The sequence below is a fragment of the Epibacterium sp. Ofav1-8 genome (assembly GCF_022348185.1).
GTDB lineage: Bacteria > Pseudomonadota > Alphaproteobacteria > Rhodobacterales > Rhodobacteraceae > Epibacterium.
In genome coordinates, this window is sequence record NZ_JAKRFD010000006.1 from 1 (window position 1) to 19,205 (window position 19,205).

At 62.0% G+C, this 19,205-nt stretch carries 19 protein-coding genes, 2 tRNA genes and 3 pseudogenes; 12 read left to right on the top strand and 12 right to left on the bottom strand.

Annotated elements, in window-relative coordinates; all coding sequences use genetic code 11:
- Window positions 1-48: 48 nt before the first annotated feature.
- Window positions 49-125 (top strand) — tRNA-Met (locus tag MHM97_RS10910).
- A 74-nt stretch (window positions 126-199) separates the two neighbouring features.
- Here the strand turns inward: MHM97_RS10910 and MHM97_RS10915 are convergent.
- Window positions 200-325 (bottom strand): annotated as a pseudogene (locus tag MHM97_RS10915) (IS3 family transposase); the annotation flags it as partial.
- Window positions 306-425, bottom strand: a pseudogene (locus MHM97_RS22870) (IS3 family transposase); the annotation flags it as partial. The pseudogenes MHM97_RS10915 and MHM97_RS22870, both read right to left, overlap by 20 nt.
- A gap of 164 nt (window positions 426-589) precedes the next feature.
- On the opposite strand from MHM97_RS22870, the pseudogene MHM97_RS10920 reads away from it, so the two are divergent.
- Window positions 590-868, top strand: a pseudogene (locus tag MHM97_RS10920) (integrase core domain-containing protein); the annotation flags it as partial.
- A gap of 347 nt (window positions 869-1,215) precedes the next feature.
- Here the strand turns inward: MHM97_RS10920 and MHM97_RS10925 are convergent.
- On the bottom strand, window positions 1,216-2,112 hold the full coding sequence (locus MHM97_RS10925) for a LysR family transcriptional regulator (RefSeq protein WP_239322397.1): 897 nt from the start codon (window positions 2,110-2,112) through the stop codon (window positions 1,216-1,218).
- Between the two features lie 178 nt (window positions 2,113-2,290).
- On the opposite strand from MHM97_RS10925, the gene MHM97_RS10930 reads away from it, so the two are divergent.
- The 4 genes from MHM97_RS10930 (at window position 2,291) to MHM97_RS10945 (ending at window position 5,187) form a co-directional block, all read left to right on the top strand.
- Window positions 2,291-3,376, top strand: coding sequence for an alpha/beta hydrolase (locus tag MHM97_RS10930; protein WP_239322398.1), 1,086 nt, complete (start codon window positions 2,291-2,293; stop codon window positions 3,374-3,376).
- Window positions 3,377-3,445: 69 nt separating this feature from the next.
- On the top strand, window positions 3,446-3,901 hold the full coding sequence (locus tag MHM97_RS10935) for a (R)-mandelonitrile lyase (protein ID WP_239322399.1): 456 nt from the start codon (window positions 3,446-3,448) through the stop codon (window positions 3,899-3,901).
- Between the two features lie 78 nt (window positions 3,902-3,979).
- Window positions 3,980-4,741 (top strand): carboxymuconolactone decarboxylase family protein, encoded by a 762-nt coding sequence (locus tag MHM97_RS10940; RefSeq protein WP_239322400.1) that lies wholly within the window; start codon window positions 3,980-3,982, stop codon window positions 4,739-4,741.
- 50 nt (window positions 4,742-4,791) lie between these two features.
- Window positions 4,792-5,187 (top strand): (R)-mandelonitrile lyase, encoded by a 396-nt coding sequence (locus MHM97_RS10945; RefSeq protein ID WP_239322401.1) that lies wholly within the window; start codon window positions 4,792-4,794, stop codon window positions 5,185-5,187.
- Between the two features lie 370 nt (window positions 5,188-5,557).
- Here the strand turns inward: MHM97_RS10945 and MHM97_RS10950 are convergent.
- From MHM97_RS10950 to leuC, 7 genes are all read right to left on the bottom strand, one after another.
- Window positions 5,558-5,634: transfer RNA gene (locus MHM97_RS10950), tRNA-Pro, on the bottom strand.
- A 44-nt stretch (window positions 5,635-5,678) separates the two neighbouring features.
- Window positions 5,679-6,635 carry a DMT family transporter gene (locus MHM97_RS10955; RefSeq protein WP_239322402.1) on the bottom strand — a complete coding sequence of 319 codons (957 nt, stop codon included), beginning with the start codon at window positions 6,633-6,635 and terminating at the stop codon, window positions 5,679-5,681.
- A gap of 177 nt (window positions 6,636-6,812) precedes the next feature.
- Complete coding sequence (gene leuB, locus MHM97_RS10960; protein ID WP_239322403.1) at window positions 6,813-7,916, bottom strand: 3-isopropylmalate dehydrogenase; 1,104 nt, start codon at window positions 7,914-7,916, stop codon at window positions 6,813-6,815.
- A gap of 95 nt (window positions 7,917-8,011) precedes the next feature.
- Entirely contained in the window at window positions 8,012-9,019 is a 1,008-nt protein-coding gene (locus MHM97_RS10965; protein WP_239322404.1) for an endonuclease/exonuclease/phosphatase family protein, read from the bottom strand.
- Window positions 9,016-9,840: a hypothetical protein gene (locus MHM97_RS10970; RefSeq protein ID WP_239322405.1), complete on the bottom strand. Its 825-nt coding sequence runs from the start codon at window positions 9,838-9,840 to the stop codon at window positions 9,016-9,018. The genes MHM97_RS10965 and MHM97_RS10970 overlap by 4 nt, the downstream gene beginning before the upstream one ends.
- A 377-nt stretch (window positions 9,841-10,217) precedes the next feature.
- A complete protein-coding gene (gene leuD / locus MHM97_RS10975) occupies window positions 10,218-10,823 on the bottom strand; it encodes a 3-isopropylmalate dehydratase small subunit (RefSeq protein ID WP_239322406.1) in 606 nt (201 codons plus the stop codon).
- Between the two features lie 12 nt (window positions 10,824-10,835).
- Window positions 10,836-12,239 carry a 3-isopropylmalate dehydratase large subunit gene (gene leuC / locus MHM97_RS10980; protein WP_239322407.1) on the bottom strand — a complete coding sequence of 468 codons (1,404 nt, stop codon included), beginning with the start codon at window positions 12,237-12,239 and terminating at the stop codon, window positions 10,836-10,838.
- 285 nt (window positions 12,240-12,524) lie between these two features.
- Between leuC and MHM97_RS10985 the strand changes: the two genes are divergently transcribed.
- From MHM97_RS10985 to rlmH, 3 genes are all read left to right on the top strand, one after another.
- Entirely contained in the window at window positions 12,525-13,928 is a 1,404-nt protein-coding gene (locus MHM97_RS10985; protein ID WP_239322408.1) for a mechanosensitive ion channel family protein, read from the top strand.
- A gap of 130 nt (window positions 13,929-14,058) precedes the next feature.
- Window positions 14,059-14,418, top strand: a complete 360-nt coding sequence (rsfS, locus tag MHM97_RS10990; RefSeq protein WP_239322409.1) for a ribosome silencing factor — start codon at window positions 14,059-14,061, stop codon at window positions 14,416-14,418.
- A gap of 142 nt (window positions 14,419-14,560) precedes the next feature.
- Window positions 14,561-15,031, top strand: coding sequence for a 23S rRNA (pseudouridine(1915)-N(3))-methyltransferase RlmH (gene rlmH / locus MHM97_RS10995; protein ID WP_239322410.1), 471 nt, complete (start codon window positions 14,561-14,563; stop codon window positions 15,029-15,031).
- Between the two features lie 6 nt (window positions 15,032-15,037).
- Here rlmH and MHM97_RS11000 read toward each other — a convergent pair whose 3' ends face one another.
- Both MHM97_RS11000 and MHM97_RS11005 read right to left on the bottom strand, forming a co-directional pair.
- Complete coding sequence (locus tag MHM97_RS11000) at window positions 15,038-15,397, bottom strand: hypothetical protein (protein ID WP_239322411.1); 360 nt, start codon at window positions 15,395-15,397, stop codon at window positions 15,038-15,040.
- A 35-nt stretch (window positions 15,398-15,432) separates the two neighbouring features.
- On the bottom strand, window positions 15,433-16,155 hold the full coding sequence (locus tag MHM97_RS11005; protein WP_239322412.1) for a DUF599 domain-containing protein: 723 nt from the start codon (window positions 16,153-16,155) through the stop codon (window positions 15,433-15,435).
- Between the two features lie 81 nt (window positions 16,156-16,236).
- Here MHM97_RS11005 and MHM97_RS11010 point away from each other — a divergent pair, with 81 nt between their 5' ends.
- The 3 genes from MHM97_RS11010 to MHM97_RS11020 are packed head-to-tail and all read left to right on the top strand — an operon-like array spanning window position 16,237 to window position 19,205.
- A complete protein-coding gene (locus MHM97_RS11010; protein WP_239322413.1) occupies window positions 16,237-17,685 on the top strand; it encodes an FAD-linked oxidase C-terminal domain-containing protein in 1,449 nt (482 codons plus the stop codon).
- Between the two features lie 57 nt (window positions 17,686-17,742).
- Window positions 17,743-18,834, top strand: a complete 1,092-nt coding sequence (locus MHM97_RS11015; RefSeq protein ID WP_239322661.1) for an FAD-binding protein — start codon at window positions 17,743-17,745, stop codon at window positions 18,832-18,834.
- Between the two features lie 2 nt (window positions 18,835-18,836).
- The gene (locus MHM97_RS11020) at window positions 18,837-19,205 is read left to right on the top strand and encodes a hypothetical protein (protein WP_239322414.1); all 369 of its coding nucleotides are present in this window, start codon (window positions 18,837-18,839) and stop codon (window positions 19,203-19,205) included.

A 19,205-nucleotide genomic window follows, 5' to 3' on the forward strand; every position in this document is an offset into this window, starting at 1 on the left:
TCACCCCAAAAACAAAAAACTCTCTAAACAAAACACAAAAACAAACACCGCGGGATGGAGCAGCCAGGTAGCTCGTCAGGCTCATAACCTGAAGGTCGTAGGTTCAAATCCTACTCCCGCAACCAAATTACATATAAATATAAAGACGTTACAGCCGCCAAATGGGCGGCTTCTTTAGTTCGCAACAGCCTCAACCTCCAAAACACAGTGACCATCGTTGATCGGACCCTTTCGAGATCGTCATGGGGGTCCTCGTTCCAGTCGCGCGTTTTCGGCCGCCTCGCTTGCGCACAGTCAGCCCCTCTTCGCTGTAGATTCGGTAGACCAACACCTAATTCAGATGCAACCTGCTTGCTTGTTAGCCCGCTTGCCAACGCGATCCGCACCGCATCAACGCGGAATGCGCCCGTCCGTTTCGTTCCCATCGCTCGTCTCCTTGGCTGCTATAAATGCAATCGAAGGAGCAGCATGACATCGCGACACGTCCAGCGGAGGTCCACTTCAGTGCGGCTGACCTTCCCCCCCGGTATCCGGGCCATTGCGAACTGGAGATTTCCACCTTTGAATGGATGAAGGAGGAAGCTCCCTGAAGCCGGTGCAGAACGCCTTCGTGGAGAGTTTCAACGGCAAGTTCCGAGGTGAGTGCCTGAACTTGCATTGGTTCCGATCCCTGCGCCATGCCCGCGATGAAATCGGACGATGGCGAAATCACTACAACACCAAGCGCCCACATTCGGCGCTCGGATACCTATCCCCAACGGAGTTCCTGATGAAAACCGCCGCGCCAGCGCTTGCGACTCTTGCGGTTTCCACGCTGCCGCTAAACACTCAAACCCAACCGGAAGATTCCAGGTCAAACCGGCCCTAACCTCGGGGAAAGGTCACGGGAAGGTCCGGTCTCCGTCACGCTTGAGGCTGAGAGGAGACGGCCAACGCGCTGAATACGGATTTTAACTGCGACGACAATCCGACCATCCAACAAAGGTAAAAAGCCGGCATTAGGAGCGGACCTAAGCTGGGATTTTCTGCGCCGCCGCAAGGCCCCTCCAAGCCCTTTTTCGACGATGGGTCGACAGATCAGGCGGCTTGATTTGCAAGAATGTCCCTTAAGTGCCAGTGCGGCCAGCGAGCAGCGCATCGGTGGTGCAGCCTCGGATTAAGTCAAACGACGGCGTCATCTTCTGGTGACCCGAAGCACACCTCCATGAACGCATGTCATGATCTTGCCGAGCGCAGCCGGTCGATCAAAAGCCGTAGAGCCGAGCTAAGATTTCGCCGCCCCATGTAGCACAGGTGGTAGCCGTCGAAGGGCGGGCAGAAGTTGGCGAGGACACGGTGGACACGTCCGGTGTCGAGGTCCGCGCGGACTTCCGGCAGCGGCAGGTAGCCAACCCCGTGACCCGCCCGCACCGCTTCCATCACGAGGCCGGGGTCGTTCAGGATGAAAGGACCGGTCAACTTTTTCACCACCTCAACGCCCGCGAGCTCAAATTCCCAGTCATAGACTGGCCCATCGGAGCGGTGCCGCATCAGGATGCAGTCATGGGCATCGAGATCGTCGGGGTGGCGTGGGGTGCCACGCCGCGCGAGGTAGTCGATACTGGCAACCGCTGCCATTTCCAACTGTGGCCCGACGGGGACCGCGATCATGTCGGGGCTGAGATGCTCTCCGAGCCGGATCGCGCAGTCAAAACGGTCTTCGGCGAGGTCAGAAAGGCGACCCTCGCTGCTGATCTCGATGCGGACGTCGGGATAGTCGCGCACCAGCTGCGAGGCCACCGGCCAGAGGATATCGCGCGTGGCTGGCACGCTGGAGGTCACCCGCACCAGCCCCGAGGGGCGTTCGCCCAGGGTGCGGATTTCCTCGATCCTGTTGTCAAGGTGCCGGAAGCTTGGGCGCAGCGTTTCGAGAAGCCGCTCACCCGCGTCGGTGGGGGTCACCTTGCGCGCGCTGCGGTTCAGCAATCGCACGCCGATCTTGTCCTCCAGCCGCCGGATCGTGTGACTGACGGCGGATTGGGACACGCCGAGGCGGTGTCCGGCGCGGGTGAAATTGCCCTCTTCGGTGACGGCGAGAAGAGTCGACAGATCGCCGAGCATTTCACGGTCCATGGCGCGCTCCTGCTGTAGTTCGCGGTTGTCTGGGGCAAAGAATAGCGCGGTGCAAAGGAAAAACACCGCTCTAGCATGAATTCAGTTCATGGAACCGATAAGGCAGGGTGACCTTATCCAGCTCCGGATGCAGGTCCAGATTGGGGGCAGACGACACATTCGAACCGGAGTTTCCGACATGACCACCCCAATCTCCCCGACCGATCCCCAAGACCCCGCCCGCCGAGAGCTGCTGCTGACTGCCGGAGCAGGCGCTGCCGCGCTTAGCATGGCATCGCTGAGCGCCGAGGCCGCACTGGCGCAGGCGAGCACCGAGTGGGATAAAACTTTCCCGCAGAGCGACCGCGTCGACCACCGCAAAGTGAGCTTCACCAACCGCTACGGCATCGCGCTGGTGGGCGATCTCTATCTGCCGAAAGACCGTGGCGAGGCGCCCCTTCCCGCGCTTGCTGTCGCCGGCCCCTTTGGCGCCGTCAAGGAGCAGGCCGCGGGCCTCTATGCCCAGGAAATGGCCGAGCGCGGCTTTGCCGCCGTGGCGTTCGATCCCTCCTACATCGGCGAAAGCGGCGGAGCCCCGCGCTACGTTGCATCGCCCGACATCAACACCGAGGACTTCATGGCGGCAGTCGATTTCCTCGGGTTGCAGGACGTGGTGGACCGCGACCGTATCGGTATGATCGGCATCTGTGGCTTTGGCGGCATGGCGCTGAACGCAGCCGCCCCCGACAAGCGGGTCAGGGCGGTGGCGGTGACCTCGATGTACGACATGAGCCGGGTGAACGCCCGCGGCTATTTCGATGCGATGACCGAGGAGGATCGCACCGAGGCGCTGACGGCCATGAGCCTGCAACGCTGGGAAGACGCCGCCTCGGAGGGGGCTCCGAAGCTGGCCGGTGGTCTGCCGGACACGCTGGACGGCATCGATAACCCGGTGATCGCCATGTATCACGCCTATTACAAGACGGACCGCGGCTATCACGCGCGTTCCCTGAATTCGAACGGCGGCTGGAACGTCACCTCGGCCATGTCCTTCATGAACATGCCGCAGCTCACCTACATCCATGAGATCTCGCCGCGCCCGGCACTGATCATCGCCGGGTCCGAGGCGCATTCCCGCTACTTCAGCGAAGACGCCTACGCGGCGGCGCGCGACCCCAAAGAGCTGGTGATCATCGACGGCGCGGATCACTGCGATCTCTACGACCAGAAGGACATCATCCCCTTCGACCGCCTTCAGGCGTTCTTCGAAGGTCACCTCACCTAAGGCCCCGGACCTGCCCTCGCGCGCGGGGGCAGGTCTCGTTGTTTTTGCACCGATTATGGAGACACCCCAATGAAGACGACATTTGCAGCACTTGCCCTGAGCCTCGCCGCGCCCGCGGTCCTCGCCCAGCAGATGACACAGTCCACGGCCCTGGAGCGAGGCGGCCAGATGGGCAGTCCGGACACCTTCACCGGAACAGTTTTTGTCGCACCGGTGTTCGCCCCCGACATGAACGATGTCAGCGCAGGTGAAGTGACCTTCCTGCCCGGTGCGCGTTCGGCCTGGCACAGGCATCCGGTGGGGCAATACCTCGTCGTGACGGCGGGGACCGGGTGGTATCAGGAAGAAGGTCACGCCAAACAGGTGATGCGCACCGGCGATGTGGTGTTCGCCCCAGCGGGCGTAAACCACTGGCATGGCGCGACGAAAAGCACCTCGGTCACCCATTACGCGATTCAGGCGGTTCAGGACGGCTCTGCCGTAACCTGGGGGGAGTTGGTTTCCGACGAGGACTACGGAAGCTGAATCCGAACGCCTGCAACTGGAGACCGGTGTGACCGGTCCCCGCCTGATCGCCAAATCACCGATATTAAGGATGCTCCCATGAAGACCCAGATCATTGCCTCCGCCTTCGCTCTCGCCAGTACCGCCGCCTCGGCACAGGACCTGGCCCGAACCCTTCCTGCCGCCGCCGATGCGGTGGCTCCGGCGCTCGCCGCCTATGCCACCGAAGACCTCTTCGGCTCGGTCTGGACCGACGAGGCGCTCTCGATACGCGACCGCGCGCTTGTCACCTTTGCGGCGCTGGTCACACGCCACGAGGCGGATACGCTTGGACGTCACACCGAACTGGCGCTTGACGCGGGCGTGACCCCGGCGGAGCTGTCGGAAACCATCACGCATCTCGCGTTTTACACCGGCTGGGGCAACGCCACCGCAGCAGCCGAGGCCATGGCCCCGGTCTATGACGCGCGCGGCGTGACCGCCGAAGACCTGCCTGCTCTCGCGCCCGATCTCCTGCCGCTGGACGAAGAGGCCGAAGCTGCGCGGGAAGAGGCGGTTCAGTCCAATTTCGCCCATGTCAGCCCCGGCGTCGTCGATACCACGCGCGAGCTGCTGTTCAACGACCTCTGGCTGCGCCCGGCCCTTGCGCCCCGCGACCGTAGCCTGGTCACCGTTGCGGCGCTGATCACCGCCGGCCAGCCCGAGCAGATGACCTTTCACCTGAACCGCGCAATGGACAACGGGCTGACGCAGGAAGAGGCAGGCGCGATGCTCTCGCATCTTGCCTTTTATGCGGGCTGGCCCAAGGTGTTCTCGGCGATGCCCGTGGCGCGGCAGGTGTTCGAGAGCCGCGCAGACTGAAATCCTGCGGCGCGGCCACGGCCCCGCCGCCTCACCAACGGAGACATTCCATGAAGATCATCCGAGCTGGCAGCACGCCCTCCGCCCCCGGTCCCGAAGACTATTTCACCGGAACCGTGCGGATCGACCCCCTGTTCCAAGCCGACGCCCCCGGCCGCACCAGCGGTGCCCATGTGACCTTCGAACCCGGCGCCCGCACCGCCTGGCACACCCATCCGGCGGGACAGACGATCATCATCACCTTCGGCCGCGGCAGGGTGCAACGCGAAGGCGGCCCGATCGAAGAGGTGTCGACGGGCGATGTAATCTTCTTCCCCGCGGACGAGAAGCACTGGCATGGCGCCGCCCCCGAGACCGCCATGTCACATATCGCCATTCAGGAGAGCATCGACGGCACGCCGGTAACCTGGCTGGAAAAGGTCTCCGACGCGGACTACACTGGCTGAAGGCAACCGCATTGCCACCTGTTGTGGTGGCCGCGCGGCGATGGCTGTTCGCCGAGGTCCGGCGCTCCGAGGCCGGGCCCTGAGCAACGGTTTGCTTTGGGGCGCTAACGACGAACGTCCAGAAATTCCAAGCACAAGTTTGCCCGTGCCTCGGTCTTGCAACCACGGCGAACAGCCGGTCCGCTGAAGCTGCACCGCAGCAAAGGCATCTTTGATGAACGGCAGGAGTGGGCCGTTCAAACTACGTCATACAGGATCTCAGCGCTCTCGACGGCTTCATCGGACACCTTAGATGGGTCAACATCACTGCATAAAGGTAAATTATGTGCCCGACAGGCAGAATACCTCTGCAATCGACACCTTGTTTTATTGGTCGGAGCGAGAGGATTCGAACCTCCGGCCCCTGCCTCCCGAAGACAGTGCTCTACCAGGCTGAGCTACGCTCCGACCGTGGCGCGTGAAGTATACCCAGATCCGGGAGTTTGCAAGCACTATTCGCTACGATCATCCGAGGAATTTCGCTTAAGAAAGAACGATACGTTCAAGCCACCTGTGGTAACCGCTCGGCTGCGTGTTTGCAGCACCGGGGTGTTGGAGGAGCGGCCTCCGCGGGCCTCTCTCAGAACGATGAAGACACCGCTTGCGATGATGAGCGCCGCGCCCACCAGCGTCAGGAGATCGACGCTTTCGTCAAATAGCAGAGCGCCAAAGATGGTCGCCCAGATGATCTGCGAATACTGCATCGGTGCCACGACGGCGGCTTCACCAAAGGAGTAGGCCGTGACCAGAAGAAGCGTGGCGCAGAACCCGAAGGCGGCGATAATGGCAAGCCCGCCCAGCTCCGGTCCGGTCAGCGGAACATAGACAAAGGGGAGGGTCAGCCCCATGACCACGACGGTGGTCAGCATCGGAAACAGCATGAGGACGACTCGCCGCTCGACATGGCTCAGCTTGCGGAGAATGACGGACTGAAACGCATTGCCAAAGGCGGCAAGCAAGGCGGCAGCGTGGCCGGGGCCCAATGTGGTCTGACCGGGGCGCAGGACCACCAGAACCCCCACAAAGCCCAGGAGCACGGCCGCCATGCGGGGCAGGCCGACCTTCTCTCCCAGGATCGGGATGGACAGAAGCGTAATCAGCAGCGGTGTGGCAAACAGGAGCGCATAGGTCTGCGCCAATGGCAGCACCGAAAACGCATAAAACGCGCTGGCGGGGACCACCGACATCGACAACGATCTGAGCGCCATCCAGCCGGGGTGCTGTGGCCGCAGCGTGCCGGGGGTCGAATCCCGCACCATCATCATCGTCAGCAACGGAAAGGAGAGCAGGCTGGAGAAGAACACGATCTGAAAGGCCGAGACCTCGGCGCTGACATATTTCACCACCACGTCGTGGGTGGAAAAAATCACATAGGCCAGCAGGGCCAACAGGGCTGCTTTGATATTCATCCGGTCACCGAACTGTCTGTAAGCGGCGACACCTGGCGCCTCCCCTATAGCGCTAACGCTGCCGGGGGGCGACTTGCAAGGGGGGAATGGCGATGTTGCCCCGCTTTTGCGGTGGCCCAAAAGCAAACAGGCCGAGGGATCCCCGGCCTGTCATCGATACAACAGATGAGTTCTGACTCAGAGGCTGGCGTCAAGCGCGCCCAGAATCGCATCCCCCATTTCAGACGTGGTGACCGGAGTGACGCCTTCTTCGCCCAGGAGGTCAGCGGTCCGCACCCCGTCGGCAAGCACTTTCTCAACGGCCTGTTCGAGCCGGTCCGCCTCTGCGCCCATGTCAAAGCTGTAGCGCAGGGCCATGGCAAAGGACAGCACGCAGGCGATCGGGTTGGCTTTGCCCTGACCGGCGATATCCGGAGCGGAGCCATGGACGGGCTCGTAGAGCGCCTTGGGGCGGCCATTGTTCATGGGCGCTCCGAGCGAGGCGGAGGGCAGCATGCCAAGGGAACCGGTCAGCATGGCGGCCGCATCCGACAGCAGGTCGCCAAAGAGGTTGTCGGTGACGATGACGTCGAATTGCTTGGGCCAGCGGCACAGCTGCATGGCGCCAGCGTCGGCATACATATGCGACAACTCCACCTCGGGGTAGTCCTTGGCAACTTCGGTCACGACTTCGCGCCACAGGATGCCGCTCTCCATCACGTTGGCCTTTTCCATGGAGCAGAGCTTCTTGCCGCGCCGCATGGCCAGCTCGAACGCCGAACGCGCAACGCGGTCGATCTCGCTTTCGGTATAGCGCTGGGTGTTGATACCGACGCGCTCATTGCCTTCTTCGATGATGCCGCGAGGCTCGCCGAAGTAGATGCCGGAGGTCAGCTCGCGCACGATCATGATGTCGAGGCCGGCAACGACGTCTTTCTTCAGCGACGAGAAATCCGCGAGCGCGTCAAAGCACTGCGCGGGGCGCAGGTTGGAGTAGAGATCCATTTCCTTGCGCAGGCGCAGCAGGCCGCGTTCGGGTTTCACCGAGAAATCGAGGCTGTCGTATTTGGGCCCGCCGACAGCGCCAAGCAGAACCGCATCGACCTCTTGCGCGCGCGCCATGGTGTCGTCGTGCAGCGGTGTGCCATGGGCATCATAGGCGGCGCCGCCGACGAGGTCCTCGCTCACATCGAACTGCAGGTCACGCTTGTCGCCGAACCAGGAAATGACTTTTTTGACTTCGGCCATGACCTCGGGGCCGATCCCGTCGCCAGGCAAAATCAGAATCGATGGATTGGACATCTCGCAAACTCCTTTGACGTGTTGGAAAAGGGCGTAGCGGGCTGCTGTCGCGGGGTCAATAATGGCGGCGCAGTTATGCTGCGCTGGTGGTGCTTTCAGCGACGAATGTCGACCCAGACAAGCCCGTGGCGGCTGCCGTCGCTGCGCAGGATGCCGGACGCGGTGACCTGAAGCCCTGCGGAGGGGAGCACGTAGTCCACCCGCATCGGGCCGGTGCTCTTCCAGGTGACGGTGTGGCTGGCCGCGTTGGCGTCGTTTGGCAGCGGGTCCTGGAGACGTGGATCGCGCAGCAGCCGGGTGATGGCGTCCTTGTGCCCCTCACCGCGATGCGGATCATTGTTTGCATCCCCAAGCAGCACAAAAGGCGGGGCCGGAGCCGGTCCGAGAGAGCCGTCCAGAAGATGCAGCCAGAGCAGGATTTCATCCGCGTTGCGGCGGCCGTTGCGGTCTTCGGGGCCATCAAAGACCGGCGGCGCGGCGTGAAAACTCATGACCTGCAGAAGGGTGCCATCGGGCAGACGCACGGGCACGATCCAGTGGTTGGTGGATGACAGGCGCAGCAGGGCGGCGACATCGGCATCCGGAAAGGGGCCACCGTCCTGGGTCCGCGGCATGCGGTGATCCGGCAGATCCTGCCACAACAGGCCGGTGAAACTCCGGGCGCGATCTGCAAGGATCGGGTATCTCGACAGGAGGGCGACGCCACTTTGTCCGGTAAAGCGCCCCCAGCCCCAGGCATCCTCTGGCTCGCCCAAGCGCTGGTCCCCGTCCAGGTCGAGGCCGGATGCAATCCCAGCGTTGGGTTTCAGGGCAAAGGCATGCGGGTAGGTCATTCCCGCCTCGGAGAGCAGGGCCTGGAAGGCGCGCAGCGTCTCCTGATCGTGATCCCAATCCAGGCTCTGCACTGCGAGGATATCTGCCTCGGCGCGCCGGATCGTGTCGACCACCGCCGCCACCTGAGCATTATCCCGGCGCAGGTCGCGCAACAGCAGTCCCGGCCCCTTGCGGCTGAGTTCGGTGTTGAAGGTTGCGATCCGCAGGGGTTCGGCCCGGAGGGTGCTGGCCAGCAACAGGAAAACAAGAACGGCTGTTACGCCCCTCATACCGTTTGCAGGTCGTGGGCAAAGGCGCGGCGTTTCTGCGCGATCAGATCCGCGACGCGCAGGCGGGCCATGCCGCGCATGATCATGCTGGCGGGCACCATGGCCCAGCCGGTGACACACCAGATCAGCAATTGCGGGCTGCCCAGCAGCGCCGGATCGAACAGGCTGCCCCCCATCTGGACCAGCGCCGGCAGCAGGAAGGGCAGCAGGACACCGGCAATGATATGAAGCTTGGCATCGCGCTGAAGGCGCGCCACCACATCCCCGCCGGTGGTGGGATCAAACAGGGGAAGGTTGACCCAGACGTTGAACGCGCCATTGGCCAGCGGCCAGTTGCGCAGCCGGATCAGGAGCGCGAAATAGGCGATGGACATGAGCGAGAGCAAATAGGCAAGTCCCGCCGCCGCACGCACCAGATCCACCGTATACTGCGGCACATGCTCGGGCATCATGAGGCGGCTCAACTGCACGGGCGAGTAGGCAAAATCCAGTGTGTCGCCGATGGTATAGGCCAGTTTGTGAACCAAGGCGGAAAAGCCGGTCGGCTGGAAGGGATGGCCCGCCAGCAGGCTGAGCAGGATCATGCACAGGGAGGCAAAAACGAAGCGGCTGCGATTGAGAGGGGGAGCGTCCCGGAATTCAACGAAGCTTGGGAAATGCGTAAAGTACTCGGCAAAAATCAACCCGCCGGCCAGAAGGGCGGTGAAGGCCACGATCTCAGGGGATTGCGTCGCCGCGACTGGCAACAATAGCGATGGCAGCACCACCAACAGTGCCACCAATAGCCCGCGAATTGCCGCGCTTGTCATGCGTGCAAGCACTCTATGTTCCCTTTGCCCTGGGGTCTTCCGGTTTTTTTGGTGGAATGACCCGGTATGATGCACCCCGGGTTTGCCCAGACTGCGCTGCCTCATTTTTGCCCCAATCCTGCACGGGGGCATCAGATTTCTCAAGTATCGGGTTAAGGAAATGCGTCAAATTTGATGGACTGGCAGGTAAGTGGTGCTGACATGCATCAATCTTAATCCGTCAAATCATCATCTTATCGCCCGTTTGCCTGTCTCCCGTGGTCCGGGCACGCGCAACGCGCCGGGACAGGGCGGCGTTAGGTATTGGGGCAGAATTGTGCGGATCGCGTCCGGTGATATGAAAAAAGGCCGCCCGGGGGCGGCCTTCTTCGCGATTGTGGTCAAGGCTCTTATACCCAGGGACGTTCCTGCGCGGCCTTGGCCTCAAAAGACTGGATCGAGTCCGCCTTTTCCAGGGTCAGGCCGATGTCATCAAGACCGTTCAGCAGGCAATGCTTGCGGAACGGGTCGACATCGAACGTGATGACCTCGCCATCGGAGGTGGTGATTTGCTGGGTTTCCAGATCGACGGTCATGCGGGCGTTTTCGCCCTTTTCCGCATCCGACATCAACAGATCGACCTGCTCCTGCGGCAGCACGATGGGCAGCATGCCATTCTTGAAGCAGTTGTTGAAGAAGATGTCGGCAAAGGAGGTGGAGACCACCACCTTGATGCCGAAATCCGCCAGAGCCCAGGGCGCGTGTTCGCGCGAGGAGCCACAGCCGAAGTTGTCGCCCGCAATCAGGATCGAAGTGTCCCGATACTGCGGCTTGTTCAGCACGAAATCGGGGACTTCGTTGCCCTGCCGATCATAGCGCATCTCGTCAAAGGCGTGCACGCCGAGGCCGGAACGCTTGATGGTCTTCAGGAACTGCTTGGGGATGATCATATCGGTGTCGATATTGACCAGCGGCATCGGCGCCGCAATCCCGGTGAAGGTTTCGAACTTGTTCATGGGTTTCTTCCTTCAGAGCTCGCGGACGTCGGTCAGCTTGCCGGTGACGGCGGCAGCGGCAGCCATGGCAGGGGAGACAAGGTGGGTGCGCCCCTTGAAGCCCTGGCGGCCCTCGAAGTTCCGGTTGGAGGTCGAGGCGCAGCGTTCGCCTTCGCTCAGCTGGTCGGGGTTCATCGCCAGGCACATGGAGCAGCCCGCCAGACGCCATTCAAAACCGGCCGAGGTAAAGATCTCGGCGAGCCCTTCCTCTTCGGCCTGTGCGCGGACAAGGCCGGAGCCCGGAACCACCATGGCGCGCATGCCATCCTTGATCTTCTTGCCTTTGACCACCTCGGCAGCGGCGCGCAGATCTTCGATCCGCCCGTTGGTGCAGGAGCCAATAAAGACCGTGTCGATCTCGATGTCGGTCAGCTTCATGCCCGGGGTGAGGCCCATGTAGTCCAGCGCGCGTTTTGCGGCCTCGACCTTGCCGCCGGAGAAGTCTTCCGGTGCGGGGACGGTCGCGGTGATCGGCAATGCGTCCTCCGGCGAGGTGCCCCAGGTGACTGTGGGGGCGATGTCCTCGCCACGGATGGTGACAACCTTGTCCCAATGCGCGTCGTCATCGGAATAGAGCGTCTTCCACCAGTTCACGGCGGCCTCCCACTGCGCGCCTTTGGGGGCGTGGGTGCGGCCCTTGACGTAGTCGAAGGTGGTCTCATCAGGTGCGATCAGACCGGCACGTGCGCCGCCTTCGATCGCCATGTTGCAGATGGTCATGCGACCTTCCATCGACAGGTTGCGGATCGCCTCACCGCAATATTCGATGACATAGCCGGTGCCGCCGCCGGTGCCGGTCTCGCCGATGATGGTCAGAACCACGTCTTTGGCGGTGACACCGGGCGCAAGCGTGCCGGTGATTTCCACCTTCATGTTCTTGGACTTCTTCTGGATCAGCGTCTGGGTCGCCAGAACATGCTCCACCTCGGAGGTGCCGATGCCATGGGCCAGCGAGCCGAACGCGCCATGGGTCGCGGTGTGGCTGTCGCCACAGACCACGGTCATGCCGGGCAGGGTCCAGCCGTTTTCAGGGCCGACGATGTGCACGATGCCCTGGCGGATGTCGCTGACCGGGTAGTAATGCACGCCGAACTCGCGGGCGTTGGTGTCCAGCGCGGCCACCTGGATGCGGCTGTCCTCGGGCATCTGTTCGGGATCGTCGCGCCCGGCAGTGGTCGGCACGTTGTGATCGGGAACCGCGATCGTCTTGTCCGGTGCGTGGACCTTGCGACCGGCCATGCGCAGGCCCTCGAACGCCTGCGGGCTGGTCACCTCGTGAACGAGGTGGCGATCAATGTACAGAAGGCAAGTGCCATCCTCCGCCTCATGGGCGACATGGGCATCCCAGATCTTGTCATAGAGTGTTTTGGGGGACATCGGTCCTCTCCCGTATATGGGTAAAAGTGCTGGCGTAACTGGTCTGGCGGCACGACCTTATAGGCGTGCGAGAACCGTGCGGGCGGCACCAAAGAACCGTTCACGCAAGCGCGCGCGGTCCTGAAGGGCAATCGTCTGAGCCAATACGTGAGTCATGCCCTGTGGCATATATCCACACCTCCCGACAATCAAGATTCGTTCTCTGGCATGTGATCACGCCCGCCCCGGTGTTTCCCTTGCCTTGGTCCCCCGGTGCAGGACATGCTGGCGGGAAGGAGGACCGGAATGGAGCAAGACATTCTGCCCGAGGCGGTACAGGGCACCCTGCACTATCTGATGACGCAGGCGCAGATCTATTGGGATATGGCACTGACGCCCGGCTGGCGTCAGTATCAGGTGCTGATCGTGCTGGCCTTGATTGCGGTCTCGATCCTGATGCGACACCTCACGCATGCCCGGTGGGAGCATTGGGCCCGCGCCCGGGAGGGCTGGCCGAAATGGCGCCTGCGGCTGTTGGTGCAAGTGCTGAGGCGGTTGTCGCTGATCTACTTCACGGTGTTTGCCTGGACAGTCTATGCCATCATGCGAGAGGTCACCTGGCCCTCGCGCAGCTACCTGATCGGGGCGGTGGCGAAACTGGCGGCGGCGTGGCTGGCGATCGCGCTGATCTCCCGGTTCATCGCCAACCCGACCCTGCGCAAGCTCGCCGCCTGGCTGTTGTGGATCTATGCGACGCTCGCGGTGTTCAACCTCGTCGACGACGCGGCGCAGATCCTTGATTCCATTGCCTTTGACATCGGGTCACTGCATCTGTCGCTGCTTGTGGTGCTGAAGGCGGTGGTGCTGGCGACGGCCATGCTGACGCTGGCGCGCATGGGGTCGGGCCTTGCAGAGCGGGGGCTGAAGGGAAACGAGGACCTCTCGCCCTCGATGAAGGTGCTGGCGGGCAAGGCGGTGCAGGTGCTCCTGTACGGGATCGCCTTTGTGATCGTGATCCGCTCCATCGGGTTCGACCTGACCGGGCTTGCGGTGTTGTCCGGTGCTGTCGGCGTTGGGATCGGTTTTGGCCTGCAAAAGGTGGTCTCGAACCTTGTGTCGGGCATCATCATCCTGATGGACCGGTCCATCAAGCCGGGCGATGTGATCTCCCTTGGGGAAACCTTCGGCTGGATCAATGCGCTGGGCGCGCGCTACGTGTCGGTGGTGACGCGGGACGGCAAGGAATACCTGATCCCGAACGAGGACCTGATCACCTCGCAGGTGGTGAACTGGTCGCATTCCAACCGGTTTGTCCGGCTCGATATCAATTTCGGCACCAGCTATGACGACGACCCGCATCTGGTCCGCAAGGTGGCGATTGCGGCGACCATGACCGTTGATCGGGTGTTGGAGCGCGAGGGGATGAAGCCCGTGTGCCATATCGTTGGGTTTGGCGACAGCAGCGTGGACTATATCCTGCGCTTCTGGATCACCGACCCGACGGGGGGGCTGACGAACATCCGCGGCAATGTCTTTCTGGCGCTCTGGGATGCGTTCAAGGCCGAGGGGATTTCCATTCCCTTCCCGCAGCGGGAGTTGCGCCTTTTGAATGATCGACTGGCTGTGCAGATGGCAGAGGGACAGAGCACGCCGGAGGACGGCGATGACCTTGGGTCACAGTCACGCGGCGGTGCGGCGCAGCTTGATTGAAAAGGGGGCGTTCTGTTGCTACATTTGAGGTATCCCCAGCGCCGGGGGTCCGTCGGCGCGCAGCAAGGAGGACAATGTCCTGGCACCCCAACCTCAGGCGGCGATTGCCGCCCCGTCCGGAGCAGCCGTGATGGCCGCTTCTGCACCGCAATTCTCCAGCGAGGACCTGCTGGAGCGCATCCTTTCCTCTCTCGATGACGACAAGGCCGAAGATGTCACGCGGATCGATCTGCGCGGCAAGACGTCCATTGGCGACTATATGGTCGTGGCCTCTGGCCGTTCGACCCGTCAGGTCGCGGCGATGTCCGAGAAACTGACCGAGAAGCTGAAGCATGAATTCGGCATCTCTTGCAAAGTTGAAGGCAAGGACGCAGGTGACTGGGTTCTGATCGATACCGGTGATGTGATCGTGCATATCTTCCGTCCCGAAGTGCGCGAGTTCTACCAGATCGAGAAGATGTGGCTGCCCGCAGGCGCAGTCGCCAGCTAAAAGACGGTTGTACCCGAGGCCCGTCGCGGGTCGGGCGTTGCCTGACCCGAAAGGCCTTTGTTATATCCCGGCATTGCAGTCTTGGTCCTGCCAAGCACGCATGCAACCGCCGGGCCTTCCCTTCTGACATCAGGAATCCTTCATGCGCGTGCATATCTGCGCGGTCGGGCGGTTGCGCGCCGGGCCGGAAAAGACATTGATCAATGACTATTTGCAGCGATTTGATCGCAGCGGTCGAGCACTCGGTCTTGGCCCGGCCAAGGTTATCGAGGTTGAGGACAAGAAAAACGCCGGTATGGGCGCGGAGGCGGATCTGTTGCGCAAGGCGCTGCCCAAGGGGGCCTTGATCTGCACGCTGGATGAACGTGGCAAAGTGATCTCTTCACCGGATTTTGCGGATCGGCTTGCAGGGTGGCGCGACATGGGGCGACAGGATCTGGCGCTGATTATCGGCGGTGCAGACGGGATCGATCCCTCACTGCGGGCCGAGGCGGACTATTCGATCTCCTTCGGCAAAATGGTCTGGCCGCATATGATGGTGCGCCTGATGCTGGCGGAACAGATCTATCGGGCCGCGACCATCCTGTCCGGCAGCCCTTATCACCGGGTCTGATCGGCTTCAGGGCAGGTCGATCACCGTGGTGTTCTGCGCCCAGCCGTCGACACTGCACCGCGCCTGTATCTGCACTTTCCTGACGCCTTCGGGCACCTGAACGCCACCAAGCGAACGCGTGAAGGGTTGTTCATTTACATGCGGATGCGCCAACACGCGCAGACCAAGTTCGTTGCCCTCCATATCCAGAACCCGCCACCCGTCGGCATAGTGATCCCAGCCCGTGTCCGGGTGGGACAGCGTGACGGAAAAGCTCCAGCTGTCGCCACGCTTCACTGCGGTTGCATTTTCGACAACGGGATCTGCCGCCAGGGCCATCTGTGGTGCGACGAGAAATAGCAGCGATAGGAGGACATGTTTCAACATGCACTCAGGCTATCCAATTCCCCGAGGGCGTGCGGTCACATTTTGGTGGGGGCGACAATTTTGGGTTCTGACTGCATCAGAATGCGGCGGGACCGCGAGATGAACTCGCGACGATACAGCACCGCAAGGGTGATCACGGTGGCGAGGATGAGCGCCTCGGCGCCCACCAGCCACGCCAGCCCGGCAAGCGAGAAATAAGTGGCCCGCAGACCGCGATTGAAACTGCGTGCTGCCGTGATGTTGATTTCAGCGGCCTGCTGCGCCCGCGGATAGGCGCGGGGGTCGCTGGGCTCATTCGGGACTGCGGCCATCAGAACCGAGCAGTAGCCAAACAGCCGGTGCGACCAGACAAAGGCAAGAAACGCGTTGGTGAGCGCGGCCAACACCAACAGGATCTTGATCTCCCAGACAAAATCCGGGGTTTGCCCCAGCGCCAGATCTTGCGCCACGCCGGCGAGCTGTTCTGTATTGCCGATTAGCGCCAGCCCGGCCCCAAGCGCCAGCATGGTGGCCGATGCAAAAAAGGCGGTGGCCTGCCGCAATGAGGAAATTACCTGCGAATCAAAGATGCGCGGAGACCGGGTCACCATCTCTTTCATCCACTCGCGCCTGAAATCCGCCATCAGAAGCGAGACCGAGGGCCGTGATTTGCTGGGGTTCTCAATGCGCCAGCCGATCCATAGCCAGCCCAGTATGTAACAGGCCAGGCTTATGAAATCCCACATAGAAAACAGGGTCAGTCGGTCAATCCACATCATGGCCCGACCCTAGCCCAGTCAGTTCGTCCTTGCCAGTAGGGATGAATTGGTAATAATACTTTACCAAATAGGAGAGCCCGCATGGAGATGCCCCCCCCCAATGCCGCCATCCTGGCCCGAAAGGCCGAGTTGCTGAAACGATTGCAGCAGGTGTTGCCCGATGATGCGTTGATCTCGGATGAAGCGGAGACGCGCGCCTATGAGTGTGATGCGCTGACGGCCTACAAATGCCCGCCGATGCTGGCTGTGTTGCCACGCTCGACCCAAGAGGTGTCGGACGTGCTGCGGATCTGTCACGACATGAATGTGCCGGTGGTGCCGCGCGGGGCAGGGACGTCTCTTGCCGGTGGGGCATTGCCAACCGCCGATTGTGTGATCCTTGGTGTGGCACGCATGAACGAGGTTCTGGAAACCGATTACGCCAATCGCATCATCCGGGTGCAGACCGGACGCACGAACCTCTCGGTCTCTGGCGCGGTGGAAGAAGAGGATTTCTTTTACGCGCCCGACCCGTCCTCGCAGTTGGCCTGCGCGATCGCGGGCAATATCGCGATGAACTCTGGCGGGGCGCATTGCCTCAAATACGGTGTGACCACCAACAACCTCCTTGGGGTGACGATGGTGATGATGGATGGCACCGTGGTCGAGATTGGTGGCGCGCATCTGGACGCAGGTGGGCTGGATCTGCTGGGTGTGATCTGTGGCAGCGAGGGGCAGCTGGGCGTGGTGACCGAGGCGACCTTGCGTATCCTGCGCAAACCCGAAGGCGCGCGCCCCGTGCTCATCGCCTTTGACAGCAATGAGGTCGCGGGGGCCTGCGTGTCGGACATCATCAAGGCCGGCGTGTTGCCAGTTGCGATCGAGTTCATGGACCGCCCCTGTATCGAGGCCTGCGAAGCCTTTGCCAAGGCGGGGTATCCGATGTGCGAGGCGCTGCTCATCATCGAGGTCGAGGGGGCCGAGGCGGAAATTGCGCATCAGTTGGGGCTGATCGTCGAGATCGCGCAACAGCATAGCCCGGTGGAGCTGCGCGAAGCGGGCGATGCCGATGAGGCCGCGCGGATCTGGCTGGGGCGAAAATCGGCCTTTGGGGCCATGGGTCAAATCAACGACTATATGTGTCTGGACGGAACCATCCCGGTGTCTGCCCTGCCGCAGGTTTTGCGCCGTATCGAGGAGATGAGTGCAGACTTTGGCCTGAAAGTTGCAAATGTCTTTCATGCGGGGGACGGCAATATGCATCCGCTCATCCTGTTCGACGCCAACAAACCCGGCGATCTGGAACGGTGCGAAGCCTTTGGAGCCGAAATTCTGAAGCTGTGTGTCGAGGTGGGAGGCTGCCTGACCGGAGAGCACGGTGTGGGGATCGAGAAACGCGATCTGATGCTGCATCAGTATGAGGCTGCGGACATCGAGGCGCAGGTGCGTGTGAAGGATGTGTTCGATCCGAAGTGGCTGCTCAACCCGGCGAAGGTTTTTCCTCTGTCGAGCACAGAGAGCCGCCGCACCGTTTGTCTTGCCGCAGAGTGACACGCCATGGGGGCTTTGCCCCCAGACCCCCAAGGATATTTGGAAGAAGATGAAATGATGACACCGCACAGTGAGGCTGAACTGGCCGACATCATTGCTGGGGCAAATGGGCCTCTTTGCATCGAGGGAGGCGGTACACGGGGTATTGAGGTGCCTGGTGAGCGGCTGAGTACAAGCGGTCTGTCAGGCGTGACGCTCTATGAGCCGGGGGCTCTGACGCTGGTGGTACAGGCGGGCACGCCGGTGGCCGAGATCGAGGCGCTGCTGGCGACGGAAAACCAGCGTCTCGCGTTCGAGCCTGTGGATTTCCGTCCTGTGCTGGGGACCGAAGGGGAGCCGACAATCGGTGGCGTTGTTGCCACCAATGCCTCCGGCCCGCGGCGCATTCAGGGGGGGGCTGCGCGGGACTTTCTGCTTGGCGTGCGGTTTGTCGATGGGCGCGGCGAGGTGCTGCGCAATGGTGGCCGGGTAATGAAAAACGTCACCGGCTATGATCTGGTCAAGCTGATGGCGGGATCACATGGCACGCTTGGGGTTTTGACGGAGGTCGCTCTCAAGGTGCTGCCACGTTCCGAGACGGAGGCCACTCTGGCGATTGAAGAGATTGATCTTGCCGCCGGGATTGCCTGTTTGTCGGCAGCCCTAGGCTCGCCGTTTGATGTGACCGGGGCCGCATATGACCCGGATGCGCAACGGGCCTATGTGCGGCTCGAGGGGTTTGAGGCGTCTGTGGCCTATCGCGTCAAGGCATTGCGAGAGCAGCTTGGGCGCTATGGCGCGGTGACAGAGGTGTCTGGCTCGGGCGAGCTGTGGCGCGGTCTCCGCGATCTGCATGATTTTGCAGGGTTGAAGGGCGATATCTGGCGGGTGTCTGTCAAACCGACGGACGCGGTTGAGTTGATCCCGACATTGGGGGCAACGAGATGTCTCTGTGATTGGGGTGGCGGTCTGGTCTGGGCCTTGATGCCCGAAGGCGTGGACTTGCGGCAGCGCATGACGGTGCACGGTCATGCAACATTGATCCGGTCCCGCGCGGGCACATCGGTGCCGCGCCACCATCCGGAGCCCGCACCGCTGGCGGCAATTTCCGCGGGATTGCGTCGGCAATTTGATCCGCGACATATTTTGAATGCAGGATTGATGGGGTAGCGATGGATGTGATCTTTATCTTTGTGGCGGGCGTTCCTGTCTTTGTGGGGCTGTCGGTGATCCCGGCGGCAAGACTGGGCCTCGCCGCCAGCCTCATCGTCGGGGCCGGGATCATTGCCTACAGCTTTGGTCTGGCGCCGATCACGGGCAGCGATCCGGCAGGGAACGCGATGTCCAATGGCTACCGGGGGATATTGCATATCTCGGCAGCCGGTGGGGCAGGGGTAGCCGCGCTCTTTCATCTGACCCGCATGTATATCCCGAGCTTTCCCGAACCCGCGCTCAATATCCTGCGGTACATTGTGTTCCTGCTGCTGAGCTTGCCCGGCGGGATGATGGGAGCTTGGATCGTGGCAGAGGCGTTGGTGTAG